Annotated in this window: 18 protein-coding genes; 7 read left to right on the top strand and 11 right to left on the bottom strand. The window is 70.0% G+C overall.

The window, feature by feature from the left end:
• Window positions 1-199 precede the first annotated feature (199 nt).
• Genes ACFWY5_RS28565 through ACFWY5_RS28555 form a run of 3 tightly spaced genes read left to right on the top strand, consistent with a single transcriptional unit; the run spans window position 200 to window position 2,944 of the window.
• Window positions 200-1,045, top strand: a complete 846-nt coding sequence (locus ACFWY5_RS28565; protein ID WP_379635488.1) for a peptidoglycan-binding protein — start codon at window positions 200-202, stop codon at window positions 1,043-1,045.
• A gap of 49 nt (window positions 1,046-1,094) precedes the next feature.
• Window positions 1,095-1,997, top strand: a complete 903-nt coding sequence (locus ACFWY5_RS28560) for a peptidase inhibitor family I36 protein (RefSeq protein WP_379635486.1) — start codon at window positions 1,095-1,097, stop codon at window positions 1,995-1,997.
• A 5-nt stretch (window positions 1,998-2,002) separates the two neighbouring features.
• Window positions 2,003-2,944 (top strand): SpoIID/LytB domain-containing protein, encoded by a 942-nt coding sequence (locus ACFWY5_RS28555; RefSeq protein WP_379635484.1) that lies wholly within the window; start codon window positions 2,003-2,005, stop codon window positions 2,942-2,944.
• Between the two features lie 42 nt (window positions 2,945-2,986).
• On the opposite strand, the gene ACFWY5_RS28550 is transcribed toward ACFWY5_RS28555, so the two are convergent.
• Together ACFWY5_RS28550 and ACFWY5_RS28545 are read right to left on the bottom strand one after the other, a co-directional pair.
• Window positions 2,987-3,907: an NBR1-Ig-like domain-containing protein gene (locus ACFWY5_RS28550; protein ID WP_379635482.1), complete on the bottom strand. Its 921-nt coding sequence runs from the start codon at window positions 3,905-3,907 to the stop codon at window positions 2,987-2,989.
• A 49-nt stretch (window positions 3,908-3,956) separates the two neighbouring features.
• On the bottom strand, window positions 3,957-4,730 hold the full coding sequence (locus ACFWY5_RS28545) for a TetR/AcrR family transcriptional regulator (protein ID WP_379619064.1): 774 nt from the start codon (window positions 4,728-4,730) through the stop codon (window positions 3,957-3,959).
• A gap of 85 nt (window positions 4,731-4,815) precedes the next feature.
• Here ACFWY5_RS28545 and ACFWY5_RS28540 point away from each other — a divergent pair, with 85 nt between their 5' ends.
• Window positions 4,816-5,703 carry an SDR family oxidoreductase gene (locus ACFWY5_RS28540; protein ID WP_379635480.1) on the top strand — a complete coding sequence of 296 codons (888 nt, stop codon included), beginning with the start codon at window positions 4,816-4,818 and terminating at the stop codon, window positions 5,701-5,703.
• Between the two features lie 4 nt (window positions 5,704-5,707).
• Here the strand turns inward: ACFWY5_RS28540 and ACFWY5_RS28535 are convergent, their stop codons facing one another.
• From ACFWY5_RS28535 to ACFWY5_RS28515, 5 genes are all read right to left on the bottom strand, one after another.
• Window positions 5,708-6,526, bottom strand: a complete 819-nt coding sequence (locus ACFWY5_RS28535; RefSeq protein ID WP_379635478.1) for a S1 family peptidase — start codon at window positions 6,524-6,526, stop codon at window positions 5,708-5,710.
• A gap of 121 nt (window positions 6,527-6,647) precedes the next feature.
• Window positions 6,648-9,437, bottom strand: a complete 2,790-nt coding sequence (locus ACFWY5_RS28530) for a tetratricopeptide repeat protein (protein WP_379635476.1) — start codon at window positions 9,435-9,437, stop codon at window positions 6,648-6,650.
• A gap of 71 nt (window positions 9,438-9,508) precedes the next feature.
• Complete coding sequence (locus tag ACFWY5_RS28525) at window positions 9,509-10,423, bottom strand: endonuclease/exonuclease/phosphatase family protein (protein WP_379635474.1); 915 nt, start codon at window positions 10,421-10,423, stop codon at window positions 9,509-9,511.
• Window positions 10,424-10,451: 28 nt separating this feature from the next.
• The gene (locus ACFWY5_RS28520) at window positions 10,452-11,165 is read right to left on the bottom strand and encodes an alpha/beta fold hydrolase (protein WP_379619053.1); all 714 of its coding nucleotides are present in this window, start codon (window positions 11,163-11,165) and stop codon (window positions 10,452-10,454) included.
• A gap of 183 nt (window positions 11,166-11,348) precedes the next feature.
• Window positions 11,349-11,726 carry a DUF4267 domain-containing protein gene (locus tag ACFWY5_RS28515; protein ID WP_379635472.1) on the bottom strand — a complete coding sequence of 126 codons (378 nt, stop codon included), beginning with the start codon at window positions 11,724-11,726 and terminating at the stop codon, window positions 11,349-11,351.
• A gap of 95 nt (window positions 11,727-11,821) precedes the next feature.
• Here ACFWY5_RS28515 and ACFWY5_RS28510 point away from each other — a divergent pair, with 95 nt between their 5' ends.
• The 3 genes from ACFWY5_RS28510 to ACFWY5_RS28500 all read left to right on the top strand — a co-directional run bounded on the left by ACFWY5_RS28510 (window position 11,822) and on the right by ACFWY5_RS28500 (window position 13,420).
• Complete coding sequence (locus tag ACFWY5_RS28510) at window positions 11,822-12,394, top strand: TetR/AcrR family transcriptional regulator (protein WP_379635470.1); 573 nt, start codon at window positions 11,822-11,824, stop codon at window positions 12,392-12,394.
• 80 nt (window positions 12,395-12,474) lie between these two features.
• The gene (locus tag ACFWY5_RS28505; protein ID WP_379635468.1) at window positions 12,475-13,017 is read left to right on the top strand and encodes a pyridoxamine 5'-phosphate oxidase family protein; all 543 of its coding nucleotides are present in this window, start codon (window positions 12,475-12,477) and stop codon (window positions 13,015-13,017) included.
• Complete coding sequence (locus ACFWY5_RS28500; RefSeq protein WP_379635466.1) at window positions 12,998-13,420, top strand: PPOX class F420-dependent oxidoreductase; 423 nt, start codon at window positions 12,998-13,000, stop codon at window positions 13,418-13,420. The genes ACFWY5_RS28505 and ACFWY5_RS28500 overlap by 20 nt, the downstream gene beginning before the upstream one ends.
• Window positions 13,421-13,473: 53 nt before the next feature.
• Here ACFWY5_RS28500 and ACFWY5_RS28495 read toward each other — a convergent pair whose 3' ends face one another.
• From ACFWY5_RS28495 to ACFWY5_RS28480, 4 genes are all read right to left on the bottom strand, one after another.
• Window positions 13,474-13,686 (bottom strand): CsbD family protein, encoded by a 213-nt coding sequence (locus ACFWY5_RS28495; RefSeq protein ID WP_379635464.1) that lies wholly within the window; start codon window positions 13,684-13,686, stop codon window positions 13,474-13,476.
• Between the two features lie 116 nt (window positions 13,687-13,802).
• Window positions 13,803-14,594 carry an ArsR/SmtB family transcription factor gene (locus ACFWY5_RS28490; protein ID WP_379635462.1) on the bottom strand — a complete coding sequence of 264 codons (792 nt, stop codon included), beginning with the start codon at window positions 14,592-14,594 and terminating at the stop codon, window positions 13,803-13,805.
• A gap of 81 nt (window positions 14,595-14,675) precedes the next feature.
• Complete coding sequence (locus tag ACFWY5_RS28485) at window positions 14,676-15,737, bottom strand: DUF917 domain-containing protein (protein WP_379635460.1); 1,062 nt, start codon at window positions 15,735-15,737, stop codon at window positions 14,676-14,678.
• Window positions 15,730-17,247, bottom strand: coding sequence for a hydantoinase/oxoprolinase N-terminal domain-containing protein (locus tag ACFWY5_RS28480; RefSeq protein ID WP_379635458.1), 1,518 nt, complete (start codon window positions 17,245-17,247; stop codon window positions 15,730-15,732). Before ACFWY5_RS28480 ends, ACFWY5_RS28485 begins: the two co-directional genes overlap by 8 nt.
• Window positions 17,248-17,255 lie beyond the last annotated feature (8 nt).

Here is a 17,255-nt window from a genome sequence, read left to right as displayed (position 1 = left end):
GGCACGGCTCACCGATCCTGCCCGCCGTACCTGCTGCCCGCCTTGCGGGCTTTTCGACGCGGATCACCTGTCAGACAGCCCGTACGGGCAGGCCTGCCGTACAGGCTGACAACACCGAACTCCTACCGGACAGCCCAGCGATCCGGGAGCTTGATTCTCGCCGCACAGAGAATCGCCCCAGCGCTGACCAGGAGTATCGATGAAGCTGCCCGCATCCGCCGCCGGCCTTACAACGGCCGTCCTGCTCGCTCCCCTGACCGGAGCGCCCGGGACGCCGCCGGCACACGCGGCCGACGCCGGGGCTCTTCCCGCTCTGAACATGGAAGCCACCGTCAAGGCGGCCCAGATCGACCCGCGGCGGGCTGACAACACGTTGACCCCGGGCGCCAAGGCCAGTGTGCTCCTCGTCGAGCGGGCGCTGCGCGACCGGCGTCTCCTCGACACGAAGTGGGTTGACGGGTACTTCGGCACCACGACGGTGACCGCCTACGCCAACTACCAGAAGTCTCTCGGCCTCAGCGGTCTCGACGCCAACGGCCTTCCTGGCAAGACGTCGCTCACCAGCCTCGGCGCCGGCCGCTTCAAGGTCACCCGCATCGTCGACCCCGGCCCCCGGGTGTCCTCCGGCGGTTTCGTGGTCAACACCCGTACGCGAAAGATGCTGACCGAGGCCAAGCGGTTGCTCGGGCGCGACCTCAAGCTGGATCAGGGTTCGTACAACCCCGGCGGTGACCCCACGTCCGCGGGCACCCACGACGGCGGGGGCGTCGTGGACATTTCCGTGAAAGGGATGAACGCCGCCACCCGGACCGCGGTCCTGCGCGGGCTGCGTCTGGTGGGTTTCGCCGCGTGGGTGCGCAGTCCCCAGCAGGATGACTGGCCGTGGCACATCCACGCCGTGGCCATCAGTGACACCGCTCTCTCCGGCCAGGCCCAGGGCCAGGTCGGCGATTACTACCTCGGTCTGAACGGCCTCGCCGGCCGTGGTCCTGACGACGGCCCGAAGGTGACCATCCGCACCTGGGAGGAGTACCAGCGCCGGTGACTCCGCCGAAGCACAGCAACCCCGACACCACGGACAGAAGGAGAACAGCATGACAACGCTCACCAGGTTCCTCGCCGCGGCGACCGCGGCGATGGCGCTCGGCGGAACGGTACTCGCCACCACCGCGGCCCCCGCCTCCGCCGCGAACCGCAACGGCGTCTGCGAAGCCGGCGAATTCTGCTACTACTTCAACAGCAACAACCAGGGGTCGGTCTCCGACTTCACCGGATCGGTCGGCGACTACGCCACCAAACAACCCTCCTGCTTCGACTTCAAGGGACCCGGCGCCGGCAAGGGCAAATGCATCAAGAACTCCGCCGCCTCCGTCTGGAACCGCAGCGCCAAAACCGTCCGCGTCTTCTTCAACAGCGGCCACACCGGCAAATTCCAGGACTTCGCCGCAGGCGCCAGAGGCAACCTGAACCCCACCCTCAAGAACCAGAACGCCTCACACCTGATCGGCCCGTCGTCTTCGACGCCCCGCGCCATCCTGTCGTTCTCCCTGTACGCGGCCAGAGGCCAGATCTCCACTGGCTTTGACGGCTACAAGAACACCCCCGGCCGGCACGAGGGCATCGACATCGTCCGGGGCCTGGGCGCGAACGTCCGCTCCTTGGTGGCCGGTCAGATCATCTACGTCGCGGAGGGGGGCCGCGGCAGCGGCCGGTCGAAACTCTCCACCATCTCCATCTACATGGCCTCGGTGAACAAGACGGTGATCTACCTGCACACCGATCCGCTGAACTCCTTGCGCGCGGGCCAGCAGGTCAGGCGAGGCCAGCTCCTCGGCACGGAGTCCTGGCACGGGGTGTCGAAGAAGTCGTCCGCGCACACCCACGTCGAGATGCGCCCCGGACGCCACCTGCGGGCGGCCAAGAGCGTCAGGGACTGGAAGCTCGAGAACCCGCCCCCCGGCCCGTTCTGGAACTCCCAGGGCTACACCGTCAAGTAGTGAGGATGACGACTGTGCTCACCCGAACCGTACGGCTGCTCTCCGCGATGGCGCTCGGCGGGACCATGCTCGCCGCCACCGCGGCCCCCGCCTCGGCCGCGAACCGCAACGGCGTCTGCGAAGCCGGCGAATTCTGCTACTACTTCAACAGCAACAACCAGGGATCGGTCTCCGACTTCACCGGATCGGTCGGCGACTACGCCACCAAACAACCCTCCTGCTTCGACTTCAAGGGACCCGGCGCCGGCAAGGGCAAATGCATCAAGAACTCCGCCGCCTCCGTCTGGAACCGCAGCGCCAAAACCGTCCGCGTCTTCTTCAACAGCGGCCACACCGGCAAATTCCAGGACTTCGCCGCAGGCGCCAGAGGCAACCTGAACCCCACCCTCAAGAACCAGAACGCCTCACACCGGTTCCTGACGTCCACGCCGCCGGTCACCGGGTGCAAGTCCGACGGCACGGACACCAGGCTGCCCACGACGATCCTCGTGTACCGCAAGTCCATCAATCGCGTGGAACGGGTGGACTTCAAGACGTACGTCAAGAACGTCCTGCCCAACGAGTGGGTGTCGAGCTGGCCCAGGGAGTCGCTGCGGGCCGGGGCGCTGGCCGTGAAGAACTTCGGCTGGTACTGGGCGATGCGCTCGAACCGCAAGACCCCGGGCGGCCAGTGCTTCGACGTCTATGACCACACGTCGAGCCAGGTGTACAAGCCCGGTTCCGCGAAGGCGGCGACGAGCGCCGCGGTGGACGCGACCTGGGGCATCCGGCTGACCCGCGGCGGGAAGATCTTCAAGGCCCAGTACTGCTCGACGACGACGGCGTGCGGCAACTGGGTCACCGGGGACTGGATGTCGCAGAAGGGCTCGCGCGACAAGGCCAAGGCGGGCTGGAACTACGCCAGGATCCTCCGGAGCTACTACACCGGGATCGCCATCGGCTCCTGAGTCCCCCTCCCGGTTCCCCGCCGTGTCCCTTGCGGCGGGGAACTACCGTTTGTTGACGATGATCTGGAAGGTGACCGGGCGGCTTCCGGGGAACACGACCGTGCCGGAAGCGTCCACCATCTTGAACCGCGCGTAGCACAGCCCCGGCTTCATCGGCGTGGTGATGTCGGTCTGGATCTCGACCATCTCACCGGGTTGCGTGTCCTTGATCGGCACGTCGGCGACGGTCCGGCATTGATCGGCTTGCTGGGCGGGTTCGAGGCGCCGCAGTGAATAGCCCTTCCACCGCACGCTCCCGGCGTTCTTGAGCCGCCACACCTTGGTCAGGGTCTCGCCGGTGCCGACGTGCATGCAGTCGGGGAGCGTGACGTCCGCGACGAACACGGCCGCATCGCCCTTGTACAACGGCGAGGCCGGCGGCGGGTTGCTCGACCGCACCGGGCAGCCGGTCGAGGACAGCGCGATCGACGCGCCGGCGGCCGGCGGGTTCGGGCCGGGATCGGCGGGGGTGGAGTCGCGGTCGACCACGACCACCACGAGGACCACCGCCCCCAGCACGACGGCGCCCGCTGCCGCGATCACGGCCGGGCGGGTCAGCCGGAAGCGCCCGGCGCTCCCCCGCACGGAGACCGCCGGCCAGGGCTCCTGCGGCTCGGTGACGGGGCCCGCCGAGGTGTCCGCGCGGGGCTCCACGGCGCTCACGGATCTGACCGCCAGGTTCGCCCTTTCCCAATACGCGCGGTACGCGGCGGGGTCCGCGCCGCACGCCTTGACGAACTCGACAGTGGTCTCCCAGCTCGGGAGCCGGTTGCCCTTGACAGCTTCATGCAACGTCGTGTGGGAGATCGCCCCCGAGCGGCCCGACATTTCCCGAAAAGGTGGGTTGCCGACAGAGTTGCGCAGTTCCCGCAGGGACGCCGCGAAGTCCTCGATCGCCTCCGCACGTGCACGCCTGTCGTCCACCGTGTGAAGCTAACAGCACCCAAGGTCCTCACTCAACCCAATCCGGGTCCTACCCTGATGCCACCCGCGCTTCGATCCCGTCCAGCAGGCTGCGCAGCCCGAGGTCGAACGCCATCGTGGAGGCCTCGGCGGCGCTGCGGCTCAGACCGCCCTCCGTCCAGGCGCGCGCGATGGCGGGATAGCGGCCGACGTCGAAGATCTCCGTCCAGAACGCCTGCCGCGCCGCCCACCAGTCGGGGTCGGACTGGCCGCTGACCCGCTCGGCGTGCGCGTGTTCCGCCTGCGCGCCGGCCGCGGCGTCCACGAAGGTCACGATCGCGTCGGTCGCGGCCGTCGCCTGAACGGCGTCGAGGCCGGTGCCCGACAGCGCGGACAGCAGGTATTCCTGCCGGGCCAGCAGGCCGGGGCCCAAGGGCGGGCGCACGGTCGAGATCTCGCGGAGCCAGGGATGGCGCCCGTGCAGCGCCGAGGCCCGGTGAGCGTACAGCTCCACCTGCGCTCGCCAGCCCTCCGGCCGGGAATCCGTCCCGTACGGCAGCGCCAGCTCGCACCACGTGGCGTCCACCATCAGGTCGATCAGCTCGGCCTTGCCGGGGACATGCGTGTACAGCGACATCGTGCCGGCGCCCAGTTCGGCGGCGACCTTGTCCATGGTCGTGGCCTCAAGCTGGTCGCGGTCGGCCACGGTGACGGCCGCTGTGACGATCTGGTCGAGCGTGATCTTCGGTGGCCGTCCCCGGGCGGGCCGGTCACCGCCCACGGCGGCGCCACGCCACAGCAGCCGCAGTGTCGCGCCGGGATCGCCGCCGCCGCTGCGTTCCATCACATCTCCTCGCGTCCCATTTCCCGTACACGTTACGGTATTGTTTATCCGTAGGCGGTACGGAAATTCGAGAAGGGCTCAGAGGATGCGAGTACTGGTGACCGGCGCGACCGGCAACGTAGGGCGGCTGGTGACGAAGGGGCTGGTCGACGCGGGCGTGGAGGTGCGCGCCCTGACGCGGGATCCGGCCAGGGCCCAGCTGCCCGACGGCACCGAGGTCGTGGCGGGCGACCTCACCCGACCGCGCACGGTGCAACCGGCCATGGCCGGCGTCGACCGGATGTACCTCTTCCCCGAACCCACCACGGCACGAGAGGTGGTCGCGCTGGCGGCGCGAGCGGGGGTGCGGCGCGTGGTGGTGTTGTCGTCAGGCGCGGTGACCGGCGGTTACGACACGACGTTCCACCTGCCCGTGGAGCGGGCGGTCGAGGAGTCGGGCCTGGAGTGGACGCACGTACGGCCGGGCGAGTTCGCGGCGAACAAGCTGTCCCTGTGGGGCCCGTCGATCCGGGCGGAGCGCGTGGTGCGCGACGCCCATCCCGATGCCGGCTGGTTTCCCGTGCACGAGCAGGACATCGCCGACGTGGCGCTCGCGGCGCTGCTGGAAGACGGTCACACCGGCAAGGTCTACGACGTCAACGGGCCGGAGCTGATCAACCTTCGTGACCAGGTGCGCGCCATCGCGGCGGCCATCGGCGAGGAGATCCGCTTCGAGGAGCTCAGCCCGGCCGAGGCCCGGAAGGTGTACCTCGCGCAGGGCGGGTTCGCCGCGGAGGCCGCGGACTTCCTGCTGGGCTTCACCGACTACGCCGGAAACCCGGCCGACCCGGCCGAGGTAGCGGATTTCGATCCGGCGCAGTTCGGCCCGCTGCCCACGGCCGAGGTCGTCACCGGCCGGCCGCCTCGGACCTTCGCGCAGTGGGCCCACGACCATGCCGCCGACTTCCGCGAGCGCGCCGGAAAGAACGCTTGACGGGCTACCGGGTGGCGTTCATGGTCTTGCTGATCCAGTCGGCGTAGGCGGGCACGTTGGTGTAGAGGCCGGGGCCCTGCTCGCAGGAGGGGCTCTTGGCGCCGGGGCCGGAGGTGACGCCGATCAGCTCCCAGCGTCCGCCGCGGCCGCGCTGGATCTGGGGGCCGCCCGAGTCGCCGTTGCAGGCCATGGCCTTGGGCTTCTGGCTGACCGTGCACAGGCGGGTGTCGCCGGCGTAGCCGGTGCCGCACTCGGAGACGGCGCCGCGGCGGGTGTCGAGCTGGCGGAGCTTGCCGGACATCTTCCATTCGGCGGGGTTGGTGCTGAACTCGGTGATGCCGAAGCCCATGATCCGGGTCGGCGTGCCGGGCTTGCCCGCCTGCTTGGCGATCTTGATGGGCTGGACGCCGACCGGCCGGTCCAGGCGTACCAGCGCGAGGTCGTTCTTGTTCGGGGCGTTCTGGGCGTAGCCGGGGTGCAGGAACGCCTGTGCGATCTTGCGGACGGTGCCACCGGACGTGCGCTCGTCGCTGCCGATGCGTACCGTCCCGGCCGGGATCGAGCCGATCTCCATGTCGAGGCAGTGCGCGGCGGTCACGACCCACTGCGGGTCGATGAGGGCCGCGCCGCAGGTGCCGTCCGTCAGGCCCATGAGCGGGGCCGTGGTCGGGATGGTCGCCATGAAGGGGTAGGACTCGGTGGGCTTGGAGCCGTTGATGATCGCTCCGGCGCTCCCGGTGGTGGCCGCGAGGCAGGCCGCGCCGGCCAGCGCGACGACGGCGGAGCGGGAGACGGTGCGGCGGAACGAGGTGGTGCCAGACAAGGACAAAGCCCTTTCATTGGTCGTTTATGACGACTATGAAGCTATATGTCCGGCTTTTTGTGAGTGATCATGCCAGCAGGCCAACCTGCGGTAGGGATGGCCCCACCGGCCAGGCGCCCTTCTAGTCCTCCTCGGCGAGGAAGCGCAGGGAGTCACGGACCGCCTGGGTCAGGATGTGGTCCGGCCCCAGAACCAGTTCGTGGCCGGGGAGCGCCATCTCGAACTGCCGGAGCGCACGTTCGTGATCTCCGATCTGCTCGTAGGCGAACCCCAGGTCGCGCCGGGCTCCGAAGGTCTTCGGATCGTCCTCGCCGAGAAGCCCGGCGAAGCCCTCAACGGCCTCCTCGTACAGCGGAACGGCGCGTTTCAGGTCATCGACGGATTGATACGCGCTCGCGAGATCCTGGCGAGCGTCCAGCGTTTCCGGATGGTCGCGGCCGAACAGCCGGGAACAGTCCGCGAGGACACGCTTGAAGTGGGGGATGGCGCGATAGGGCTGCCTCGCCTGCTCGAAGGCGAGCGCCAGGTCGCGGCGCGCGTCCAGGGTCCTGCGGTGGCCGTCACCCTGCACCCGCTCCCTGGCGGCCAGGACCTCCTCGAACATCCGCAGGGCGCGGTCGAGCCCGCCACTCAGCGAGTAGGCTCCGGCGAGGTCGCCCCGGACGTCCAGCGTGCTCGGGTGGTCGGGGCCCAGCGCGCGTTCCCGGTCCTCCAGCAGTTTCTCCAGCAACGGGACGGCCTTCGCGTAGTCCCTGGCGCTCAGGTAGGCGTCCGCGAGCGCCTCGCGGTTGGCGAGCAGGTCAGGGTGCAGGTCGTCGAGGACCCTTTCGCTGTCCTCCACGACGGCTTCCAGCATGGTCAGCGCGCCGTCCTCGTCCCCGATCCGCGCGAGGACGTCCGCCAGGTTGAAGCGGGCGAGGAGGGTGTCCGGGTGGTCGGTGCCGTGCTCCCGCTCCCGCTCCTCCAGGTTCCTTCGCAGCAGCGCGGCCGCCCGTTCCTCGTCGCCGTCGCGCGAGCAGGCGAGCGCGAGGTTGTTGCGGACCGACAGGGTGTTGCCGTGCGCCGGGCCGAGTACCTCTTCGCACGCCGCGAGGGCCCGCTCGAACAGAGGGATCGACGTCGCCTGGTCGCCCGCGCGGTAGTGAGCGTTGGCCAGGTCGTGGCGGCTCTGGAGCGTGAGCGGGTCGTGCGATCCGAGCAGCCGTTCCCGGTCGGCCAGGAGCCGCTCGAACAGGACCATGGCCTGGGCATGGTCGCCTGCCGCCTGGTAGGCGTACGCGAGGTGGCGGCGGCTCTCGAACGTGAGCGGGTCGTTACGGCCGTGCCTGGCCTTGCGGTCGGCGAGGTTCGATTCGAGCAGCGCGATGGCGTCGCCCAGCTCCCCCGCGTCCTGGCAGGCCACGCCGAGCGCGTCACGGACGTACAGCGTGACCGGATGGACGGCGCCGTAGAGCCGCCGCGCCGACTCCAGCGCACGGTCCAGGAGGGCCACGGCCCGCAGGACGTCGCCCTGCTCGCCGAGGAACACGGACGTGTGCCACAGGAGAAAGGGCAACGCCAGGCCCTCGGCCTCCTTCGGCGTTCTGGACACCAGCGTGGTGATGTGCGGGAGCAGCGCGCGGACCTCCGTCCGGGCCTCCGGGGGACTCGGGTCCGCGGGGAAGGCGAGTTCGAGCAGAATCGCCGCGCGGTCCCTGGCGATGCCGGGCGCCTCTCCCTCGGCCGTCCGGGTGACGTCCTGGACCAGCCGGTGCACGGTCACGTACTCGGAGGTCAGGCTGACCATGTTGTAGGCGTCGAGGCGGCCGAGCGCCTCCTCGACGTCGAGGGGATCGCACAGCGCCCGGGTCGTGTTCCAGCCGTCGCGGTCGCGGCGTTCCCACGGACGCCGCCGCCGGTAGACCGGTTTGGGCTCGGTCAGGGCCCGGAAGACGGTCCGCGGGACGGGTTCCGGGCCGAGCCACGCCAGGATCGCGAGAAGGTCGCCGGGCAGCGGAGAGCGTAAGCCGATCGTGTCGAGGGTCGTCTTCCAGACCTGGGCGATCGTCGCGCGCCCTGCGGAGCCTTCGGCCGTGCTGTCGTGGAGGCGGGCCGGCTGCTCGCCCAGGAGCCGCAGGTACGCCTCGGGAGTGAGACCGGTCTCCTGGAGATAGGCGCCCGCCTGCTCGATCGCCAGCGGAAGCCCGCCGAGATGGGCGACGAGGCCCGCCGCGCCCGGCCAGTCGCCGGCCTGACCCGGCGGGGCGAAGGACAGGAGCAGTTCGAGCGAGGCCGCCTCGCCCAGAACATCCAGGTGAACGGTGTCGGCGCCGAGAGCGTGCCAGCCATGCGCCAGCCGGCTGGTAATGATCATCCGTCCGTCGCCGGCGACCGCGGCGAGATCGCCGAGCACGCCGGGACCCGGAGCGTTGTCGCAGATCAACAACCAGCCGGAGTGGCAGGCCAGCCAGGCCTTCGCCCGGAGCGTGAGCGCCTGCGCGGGCAGCCCGCCGAGCTCCGGCTGGAGCGCGACCGCCAGATCGGCCAGACCCGCCGACACCGTCTCCTCGGTGTCGGACACGATCCACCAGACCATCCGGTAGTGGTCGCGGTACTGCCGCGCGTACCGTGCCGCGAACGTCGACTTTCCGACGCCGCCCATCCCGTGCAGCGCCCGAACCACCACCGGCCTGTCCTCGATCAGCGTCGCGTGCAGGACCTCCAGGTCCTCCGCGCGCCCGACGAACGTGCGCGGTACGGCTGGCACGTTCCCCAGCCCCGGCGGCACCGTGACGCCCTCGACCGGGCGCACCGCCTCGATCCGCGTCACCAGTTGCGTGATGTTCGCGTGGTCGCCGGTCGAGATGATCCCGTAGTTGTCGCTGTGGAGCTCGACCGACCGTTCGCCACGCGGCGCTGGAACCTCGGTCATCGGCGGCCTCCATCGCGCTGGGCGTCCTCCGCAGGACGCTACCCGTTTCCGGCCCGCGCGACAGCGCCTTCCTAAAGCGCGCGCAAGGTGACGATTCCCGTGAGGATCCGGTGGTCGGAGCATACTTTCGTCCCACATGTGGGTGACGGCCGCGCGTCGCCCGAGGACGAAGCGGCCACGTACTCACTGTCGTGCGTGAAGATCATGTCAATCTTCGTTCCGGTACGGCACGGGCCGCCGCCGTCGGCCGCCTGGAGCGTGGTCTCGCCATAACCGGGGCAGGCGGCGGCGTCGGCGTCGTCCACCTCGCGGAAATGGCCGGTGTTGCCGTTGTTGTTCGGGGTGTTCACCTGGGAGGAGTAGAAGCGGTTCATCCGCGCGAAGTCGGGGGCCGCGTTGAAGTCGCCCGCGACGACGACCTGGTCGCCGGCTGCCCGGTAGGCGTCCATCCGCTCGAAGATCGCGGTGAGCTGGGGAAGGCGGAAGGCGTCGACGAAGGTGGAGTGCGTCGTACAGAAGCGCAGGCGCGGCTGCGCACGCAGCGGCGCGCAGAGCAGCTTGCGCGGCTCGTTGCCGTCATCGGGCAGGGTGATCCGGTCGGCCGCGCCGAGCGGCTTCTTGCTGAACAGTCCGATGCCGTAGGCCTTTCCCTGACACGGCCCGCCCGCCCGGCCGGGGATCGTCGCCTCGAACCGGGCGAAGTTCGCCGGATCCGCAGGCCAGCCCGCGGTACGCAACCGCTGGATGAGGGCGTCGAACTGCTGCTGGCACAGCTCGTTGACCGAGGCGAACACCGCCCCGCTGCCGGTGATGGAGGAGACGGCCGCGGGGATGAGCCCGTCGGTGGTGGATCCCTTGTGCATGGTGTTGCCGGCGACGTTCCAGTGCCAGACCCGATAGGAGACCGCGGCCTGCGCCGGAACAGCGGCCAGCGACGTTAACAAGATGGCGGCGACCAGAGCCCAGGACAGCTTTCGCACGATCATCCCTTCTCCGTAGTGATCCACCACCATGTCACGGATCGAGATCGGCCTGCCGGGGATTCAAGGTCGCGTACCCCACCAGCAGGTCCGCCACCTGCTTGGGGCGGCTGAGTGCGACGCAGTGGCCACCCGCGATCTCGTCGGGAACGATGCCCAGGCGGTCGGCGGCCAGCCGGCGCATGAAGCCGGGCGGGAAGAAGCGGTCCTCGGTGCAGAGCACGAACCTCGTCGGCACGTCCGGCCACGCGGCCAACGGCCACGGAGCGGCCGACGCGGTGCTCGACGGGTGCGCGCGCTCCTTGCCCAGCGCCTCCCGCGCCAGCTCCCGCGGTACGTCGTGGTAGAAGCTCACGTACGGATCCGCGTTGCCGGTCAGCCCGCCGTCGAGCTTCGCCTGCTCCTCCACCGCGCCCTGGTAGCCGGTGCCGGCCCACCAGTCGTCCGGCGACTCACCCGGCGACGGGATCATGCCGGCCAGCAGGACCAGCGCGTCCACGGGCAACCGATCGGCGACCAGCGGGGCGGTGAACGCGCCGAAGGAGTGACCCACGACGACCAGGTTCCGCCGGTCACCGACCGCCTCGATCACGAAGTCGGCGTAGTCGGCCAGGGTCTTCGACTCGTCATCGCCCGGAAGGTCGGGAGCCAGCACATCGTGCCCCCGCGCTCGTAGCTCGGCCTCGACCAGATGCCAGGACCACCCGACATCTCCCCCGCCATGAATCAACACGAACGTGCTTGTCATACCGGCAACGCTAGAGCCGGCGGGCCATCACGAAAAGCGATGCTTTCCGATCAACTCAATCGTCAGAAGCGATCAGCACGGCCGGCGATCACGCTCGTCCTGTTCTTGTCGTCGAGCCGGCGGGTGTCGCCGAGGTCGCTTCCCTGCTGGCGGTGGTGGTGTGGTGGGACTGACGGCGAGTGGTTAGGCGATGAGCAGGAGTGCGCCGATCACCAGCATCACCGCCGCGGTGGCGCCGTGGACGCCGTAGGCGGTTGCCTTGGGGCCGTCGCTGCGTAGCACGATCACCGCGTCGCCGGCGGGCATGAAGCTTGCGGCCAGCATGATCCAGCCCAGCAGGTGAGTCGTCCCGCCGATCAGCACGACGAGGATCAAGAGGCCTGCGCCGATGTCGCGCACGGCCTTGACGGACAGCCAGGCTTGGAAGGTGCGGTCCTCGGTCGGCGTGCCGGGGATGCCGAAGCCGGCCGCGGCCTGCGGCGCCCAGAAGAAGCGGGCGCCCATCAAGATGACGCTCGCGCCGATCAGTCCGGCGAGCACGGTGGCGATGGTGCTGAGCATGAGTTGTCCCCTCAATCCGTTCCTAGCGGCGCTAGATATGGTAGCGACTGTATTCCTATCGCGGACACGATGTCTAGCGTTGCTAGGATGGCGCCATGTCCGCCATCAGCAAGCGCCGCGAACGTGAACGCGCCCAACGCCACCAGCTGATCATCACGACCGCCCGCGAACTGGCCGAGGCCGAAGGGTGGGAGGCGGTGACCACACGACGGCTGGCCGATCGTGTCGAGTACAGCCAGCCCGTCCTCTACAGCCACTTCAACGGGAAGGACGCCATCCTGCGCGCCGTTGCCCTCGAAGGCTTCGGTGAGCTCGCGGACCGCCTGCGCCATGCCCGGCTGGCCGCCCCCGAGCCGCCCCGGGCACTGCATGCCGTCTGCCGCGCCTACCTGGAGTTCGCGAGCGAGCAGCCCGCCCTCTACCAGGCCATGTTCGTCCTGCCGACCGACGTGAAGTTCGGTCACGCCGAGACGCCGCCCGCGCTTCGCGCCGGTTTCGAGGAGTTCGTGAACTGCTTCCGCCCGGACAACCCGCGACGGGAGCTGTTCGCCGAGGTCGTCTGGAGCGCCTTGCACGGCATGGCCGCCCTGGCGGAGAGCGGCCGCATCCCCCCGGACGGCCAAGCGGAGCGGCTCGACCTCCTCGTCACCCAGATCGCCGGCAGCTAGCCATGCCATCGCTCATGGCGATTGCCTTGATCGGAAACCATCGCTTTTCGTGATGCGACGGCTCACCTAGCGTCATGGGTATGACGACGTTGGAGCCGGCCCCCGAGCAGCTGTCCAGCCCTCGCGGCACACCCCTGACCGCGCTCGGCTGGGCGGACGTACGCACGCTTGTGGCCGGAGCGGGCGACTACCTGCTCGCCACCACCGACCCGGACGGGCGGCCACACGTGGTGCCGGTGCTGGCCGTATGGCTTGAGGGAACGGTCTGTTTCGTCACCTTCCGGCAGTCCCGCAAGGCCCACAACCTCGTGCGGAACAGCGGCTGCGCGATCACGGTGCCCGGTCCTGATGTCGACGTGGTTCTCGAAGGCACCGCCCGTCGCGTGCGGGACGCGGCCCGGCTGCGAGAGGTCGCGGAGCTGTTTCCGCCCAAGTATCCGTGGTGGCATCCGTTCGTCAGAGAGGGCGAGTTCTACGATCCGGCCGACACCGCCCTCAGCGATCCCCGGCACGTCTACGCGATGGAGCCGGAGCGGGTGTTCGCCTTCGGCAAGGAGAACGGGTTCAGCGCCACCCGCTGGCGCCACGAAAGGAAGCACACCCATGGCAACGATGACCGATGACGAATGGCGATCGTTCGTCACAGCGGGCACAAGGCTCGCCCACGTAGCCCTCACCCGCGCCGACGGGCGGCCCCACGTCACCCCGGTCTGCTTCGTCCTCGACGGCGACGAGCTCGCCTTCGCCCTTTCCCCCGGGAGCGTCAAAGGGAAAAGTCTGGCGCGTGACCGGCGCGTCGCGGTCTGCGTCAGCGACGATCGGCAACCGTACAGCTTCGTGTCCATCGAAGGGCAGGCACGAACCTCCGCCGAACCAGAGCAGCTCAGACGCGTGGCGATGGGTATCGCCGGCCGCTACTACCCCGATCAGCCCGCGGAGGGCGTGGCCGAATCCTTCGTGCAGGAAGGTTTCACCGCGGTTCGCATCAGCATCACCAACGTCATCGCCCGATCCGGCCTCGGCTGAAAGTTTGGGAACACGCCGGAGACGGCGATGCCGCCTTCGGCGTGTTCGCGTGCCTAGTGCCGGTCCTTCGAGTCGGGGGTGATCGCGTCCTTGACGTTCTTGGCCGCGTCCTTGACCTTCTCGCCGGCCTGCTTGAGCTTGCCCTTGCTCTGCTCGGCCCGCCCCTCGGCCTCAAGGCGCTCGTCGTCGGTCGCGCGGCCGAGGCCTTCCTTGACCTTGCCGCCGAGTTCCTCGGCCTTGTTGCCGATCTTGTCGTCCAGACCCATGTCGGTCCCCCTCGGTCTCGTCGTCTCGTACCTCTCCCCTGACCGCAGGATCGGGACGCAAACCCGGCGCGGACCCGCCGGTCGAGGCGCCGTACCCCTGAGTCGACGTGGACCCCTCACGCGTCGTCCGGCAGCGGTTCGCCGGTCTCCAGCAGCGTCTTCAGGCTCGCGATCACGTTCGGCCAGCCGTGGCTGACCATCTCGGCCAGGCTCGATCCGGGCTCGAAGCCGTCGTGCACGACGGTGAGCTTCACGACCGGCCCGTTCTCCTCGATTGTGAAGGTGACCTTCGAGCGGGCCTCGCCGGACAGCCGGGCGAGCACGTCCTCGTCCCAGCCGAAGCGCTTGGCGAGCTCCGGGGTGACGGCGTGCCAGGTGTAGGAGAGCCGGCTGTAGGGTTCGGCGGCCAGCACGACCTGCTCCGGGTCGCTGATGAGCACGCCGTGGTTGTCCCAGGTCATCGGCGAGCCGGCGGACCAGTCCGTGGTGAACTCCGTGGCCCAGTAGCGGCGGGTGAAGGCCGGCTCGGTCAGCGCCTGCCAGAGCTTCTGCGGGGTGGTGCGGATGTAGGTGGTGTAGACGAAGGTCGGCGCGTCCATCGGGGTCTCCTCCAGGGCGAGTTTCAGGTCCGCCAGGGCTTGGACCCTGGGCTGGTCGTAGCGGCTGATCCACCGGTGGGCGATCTCGTGCACGGGCGCGGCGTTGAGGTAGTGCAGCTTCTCCCTGCCCCGCCGTACGGTGGTGACGAGCCCGGCCTCCTCCAGCACCGCCAGGTGCTTGCTGACGGACTGTCTGGCCATGTCGAGCCCGGCGCACAGCTCGCGTAGCGTCTGCCCGTTGCGGGCGTTGAGCGAGTCGAGCAGCGCGCGCCGGCTCGGGTCGGCCAGCGCCTTGAACACCTCGTCCATGCCGCCCTCGCCTCGTCGATATGCAGCCGTTTAGCTGCCTTTAAGTTAGGCAGCCATCTGGCTGCCTGTCAAGGCGTGCCATCAGCCGATCACCAGCGGCTCGTAGTCGCAGTCGTAGCCGAAGTAGCGAGGCCCGGCCAGCTCCAGCCCCTCGGGCGTGCGCCAGCGCGGGTCGCAGGGCGCGCCGATGACGGTGACGCGCAGGCCGTAGCGCAGGGCCTCGGTCGTGACCGGTTCGCCGGACTCGGTGTCCAGGACGCAGATCAGGTCGGGGGTGGTGGCCACGGTCGTGCCGTCGCGACGGGCCAGCAGATGCTCGTTCTGGAAGCTGAGCTCCAGCACGCCGTACGACGACTCCAGGCGCGCCGCGCCGCGGGCGAACCCCCCGGTGGTGCGGCGCTCGACGTCGACGACCTTGCCCGCGAACAGCTCCGTCCCGCCCAGTACCTCCAGTGCGGCCCCGACCGGCGAGGTGTGCGCCTCGCGCGCCAGCCGTACGGCACGGCCCAGATCCTCGGCCAGCGTCAGCGTGGCGGGCACGAGACCGTCGCGCAACTGCGACCCGCGCAGCACGGTGTCGGCGGAGGAGAGCTGGCACCCCATCCGTACGCACGCCGCCCTGGCGATCTTCTCCGCCCAGTGGTTGGAGACCGCCTCCAGCACGAGGGTGTTGCCCTTGTCGTCGGCCAGCGCCATAGGCGTGTTGCTCACTCCGATGAGCGTGGGCAGGACCATCTGCGCCTCGGGGAAGGCGCGGCCCATGGCGTCGCCGTCGACCAGGGGCAACCCCGCCTGAGCCGCCGCGGCGATGGGGGTCATCGAGTTCATCCCGCCGACCTCGATGGGCACGATGTGCGTGGCGGGCCGGCCGATCACGGCCTCCAGGGCGCGCAGGACGGCCAGTTCCTCGGTCCCCGCGGGCAGCTTCTCCAGCATCACCGTCGGCGCGCCCATGGTGGAGATGGGCACGACGGTGGCGTCGGCGGGCACCTCCTCGATCGAGTACAGGGGCACCGGCCCGTGCCTGCGGATCGCCTCGCGGGCGAACAGCTTGCCCACGTACGGATCGCCGCCGCCCCCTGTGCCGAGAATGCCGGCTCCCCTGGCCAGGTCGTCGAGCATGTCCACGGTGATCTCACGCATTGATCTTCTCCAGGTCCAGGTCACCGACGGCTTTCACGCGGACGCGGGTGGCGTCGCCGGGCAGGTAGGCGAGCGGGAGTTCCTCCACGTCCACGATCCGCACGCTGCCCGTGCGCGCGCCCGCCCGCTCCGCGCGGGCGGTGGCCTCGTCCTTGGCTTCCGCCAGTACGGCCTCGCGCGGCCCGGAGAACACCCGATCCACCTCCCCTCCCACCTGGGCGATGGCGGCGCCGACGGCGTTGGCCACCTCGAAGTGGTCGGGTCGCCGCACGTCGGCGAAGCCGGGCAGGGTGTCGATGAGGATGCTGCCGCCGCCCACCAGGACGACGGGCAGCGGGGCGGGCGAGGTACGCATCCGGTCGACGGCTTCGGCCACCCGCGCCTCGATGTCCTTGAGCGGTCCCGCGCAGGACACCTCCGACACGCGTCCCGGGTCCCCGATCGCCGCCCGGCCGGCGGCCACGGCCAGGTCGGTGGCGGTCAGCGTGGATCCGCCGAACACCAGCGCCTGCTCGGTGAGCCGGTAGCCGACGCTGCGCGGCCCCGCCGTACCGTCTGCGGCGATGACCGAACCGCCACCGATGCCGATGGACAGCACGTCGGGGATGCGGAAGTTGGTCCGTACCTCGGCGACCAGCGCCTCCCCCGCGGCCTCGCGGGGGAATCCCCCGGCCAGGATGCCGACGTCGGTGGTGGTCCCGCCGATGTCGACCACCGCGCAGTCGCTCAGACCGGACAGGTACGCCGCGCCGCGCATGGAGTTGGTCGGCCCGGAGGCGAACGTGAGCACCGGATACCTGCTCGCGTGCCCGACGTCCATCAGCGTGCCGTCGTTCTGCGACAGGAACAGGGGCGCGTCGATGCCCGCCACCCGCAGCGCCTGCCCGAACGCCTCGACGGTGCGTACGGCCAGCCGGCTCAGCGCGGCGTTGACGATGGTGGCGTTCTCCCTGGCCAGCAGCCCGACGCGGCCGATCTCGCTGGAGACCGACAGGTGGACGCCGGGGCCGAGTTCGGCGGCCAGGATCTCGGCGGCCCTGACCTCGGAGCCGGCGCTGACCGGCGAGAACACCGAGGAGATCGCGACCGACCGCAGCCCGCGGCGGCGGATGTCGGCGGCCACCTTCCTCAGCTCGCCGGGGTCGAGCTCGGAGATGGGGGTGCCGTCGTACTCGTGGCCGCCGTGGCACAGGTACGTCGCGCCTTCGACGACCTCGCGCAGCCGTTCCGGCCAGTCGACCAGCGGCGGCAACGCGGCGGTGGCGGGCAGGCCGAGCCGGACGGCGGCGACCGGCTCCAGCCGGGCCGCCTCGACCAGCGCGTTGACGAAGTGGGTGGTGCCGATCATCACGGCGGACACCTCGGTGGCACCGAGCCCGGCCAGCGCCGCGGCGACGCCGCCGGTGACATCCTGCGTGGTGGGCGACTTGACGGTGGCCAGGACCCGGCCGTCGTCGTCGATGAGGGCTGCGTCGGTGTTGGTACCGCCGACGTCGATGCCGATGCGCATGAGGAGGG

This window comes from Nonomuraea sp. NPDC059007 (assembly GCF_042740555.1).
GTDB lineage: Bacteria > Actinomycetota > Actinomycetes > Streptosporangiales > Streptosporangiaceae > Nonomuraea.
Note: the sequence above shows the minus strand (reverse complement) of the source record. Positions and strands in the feature narration are given on the sequence as shown.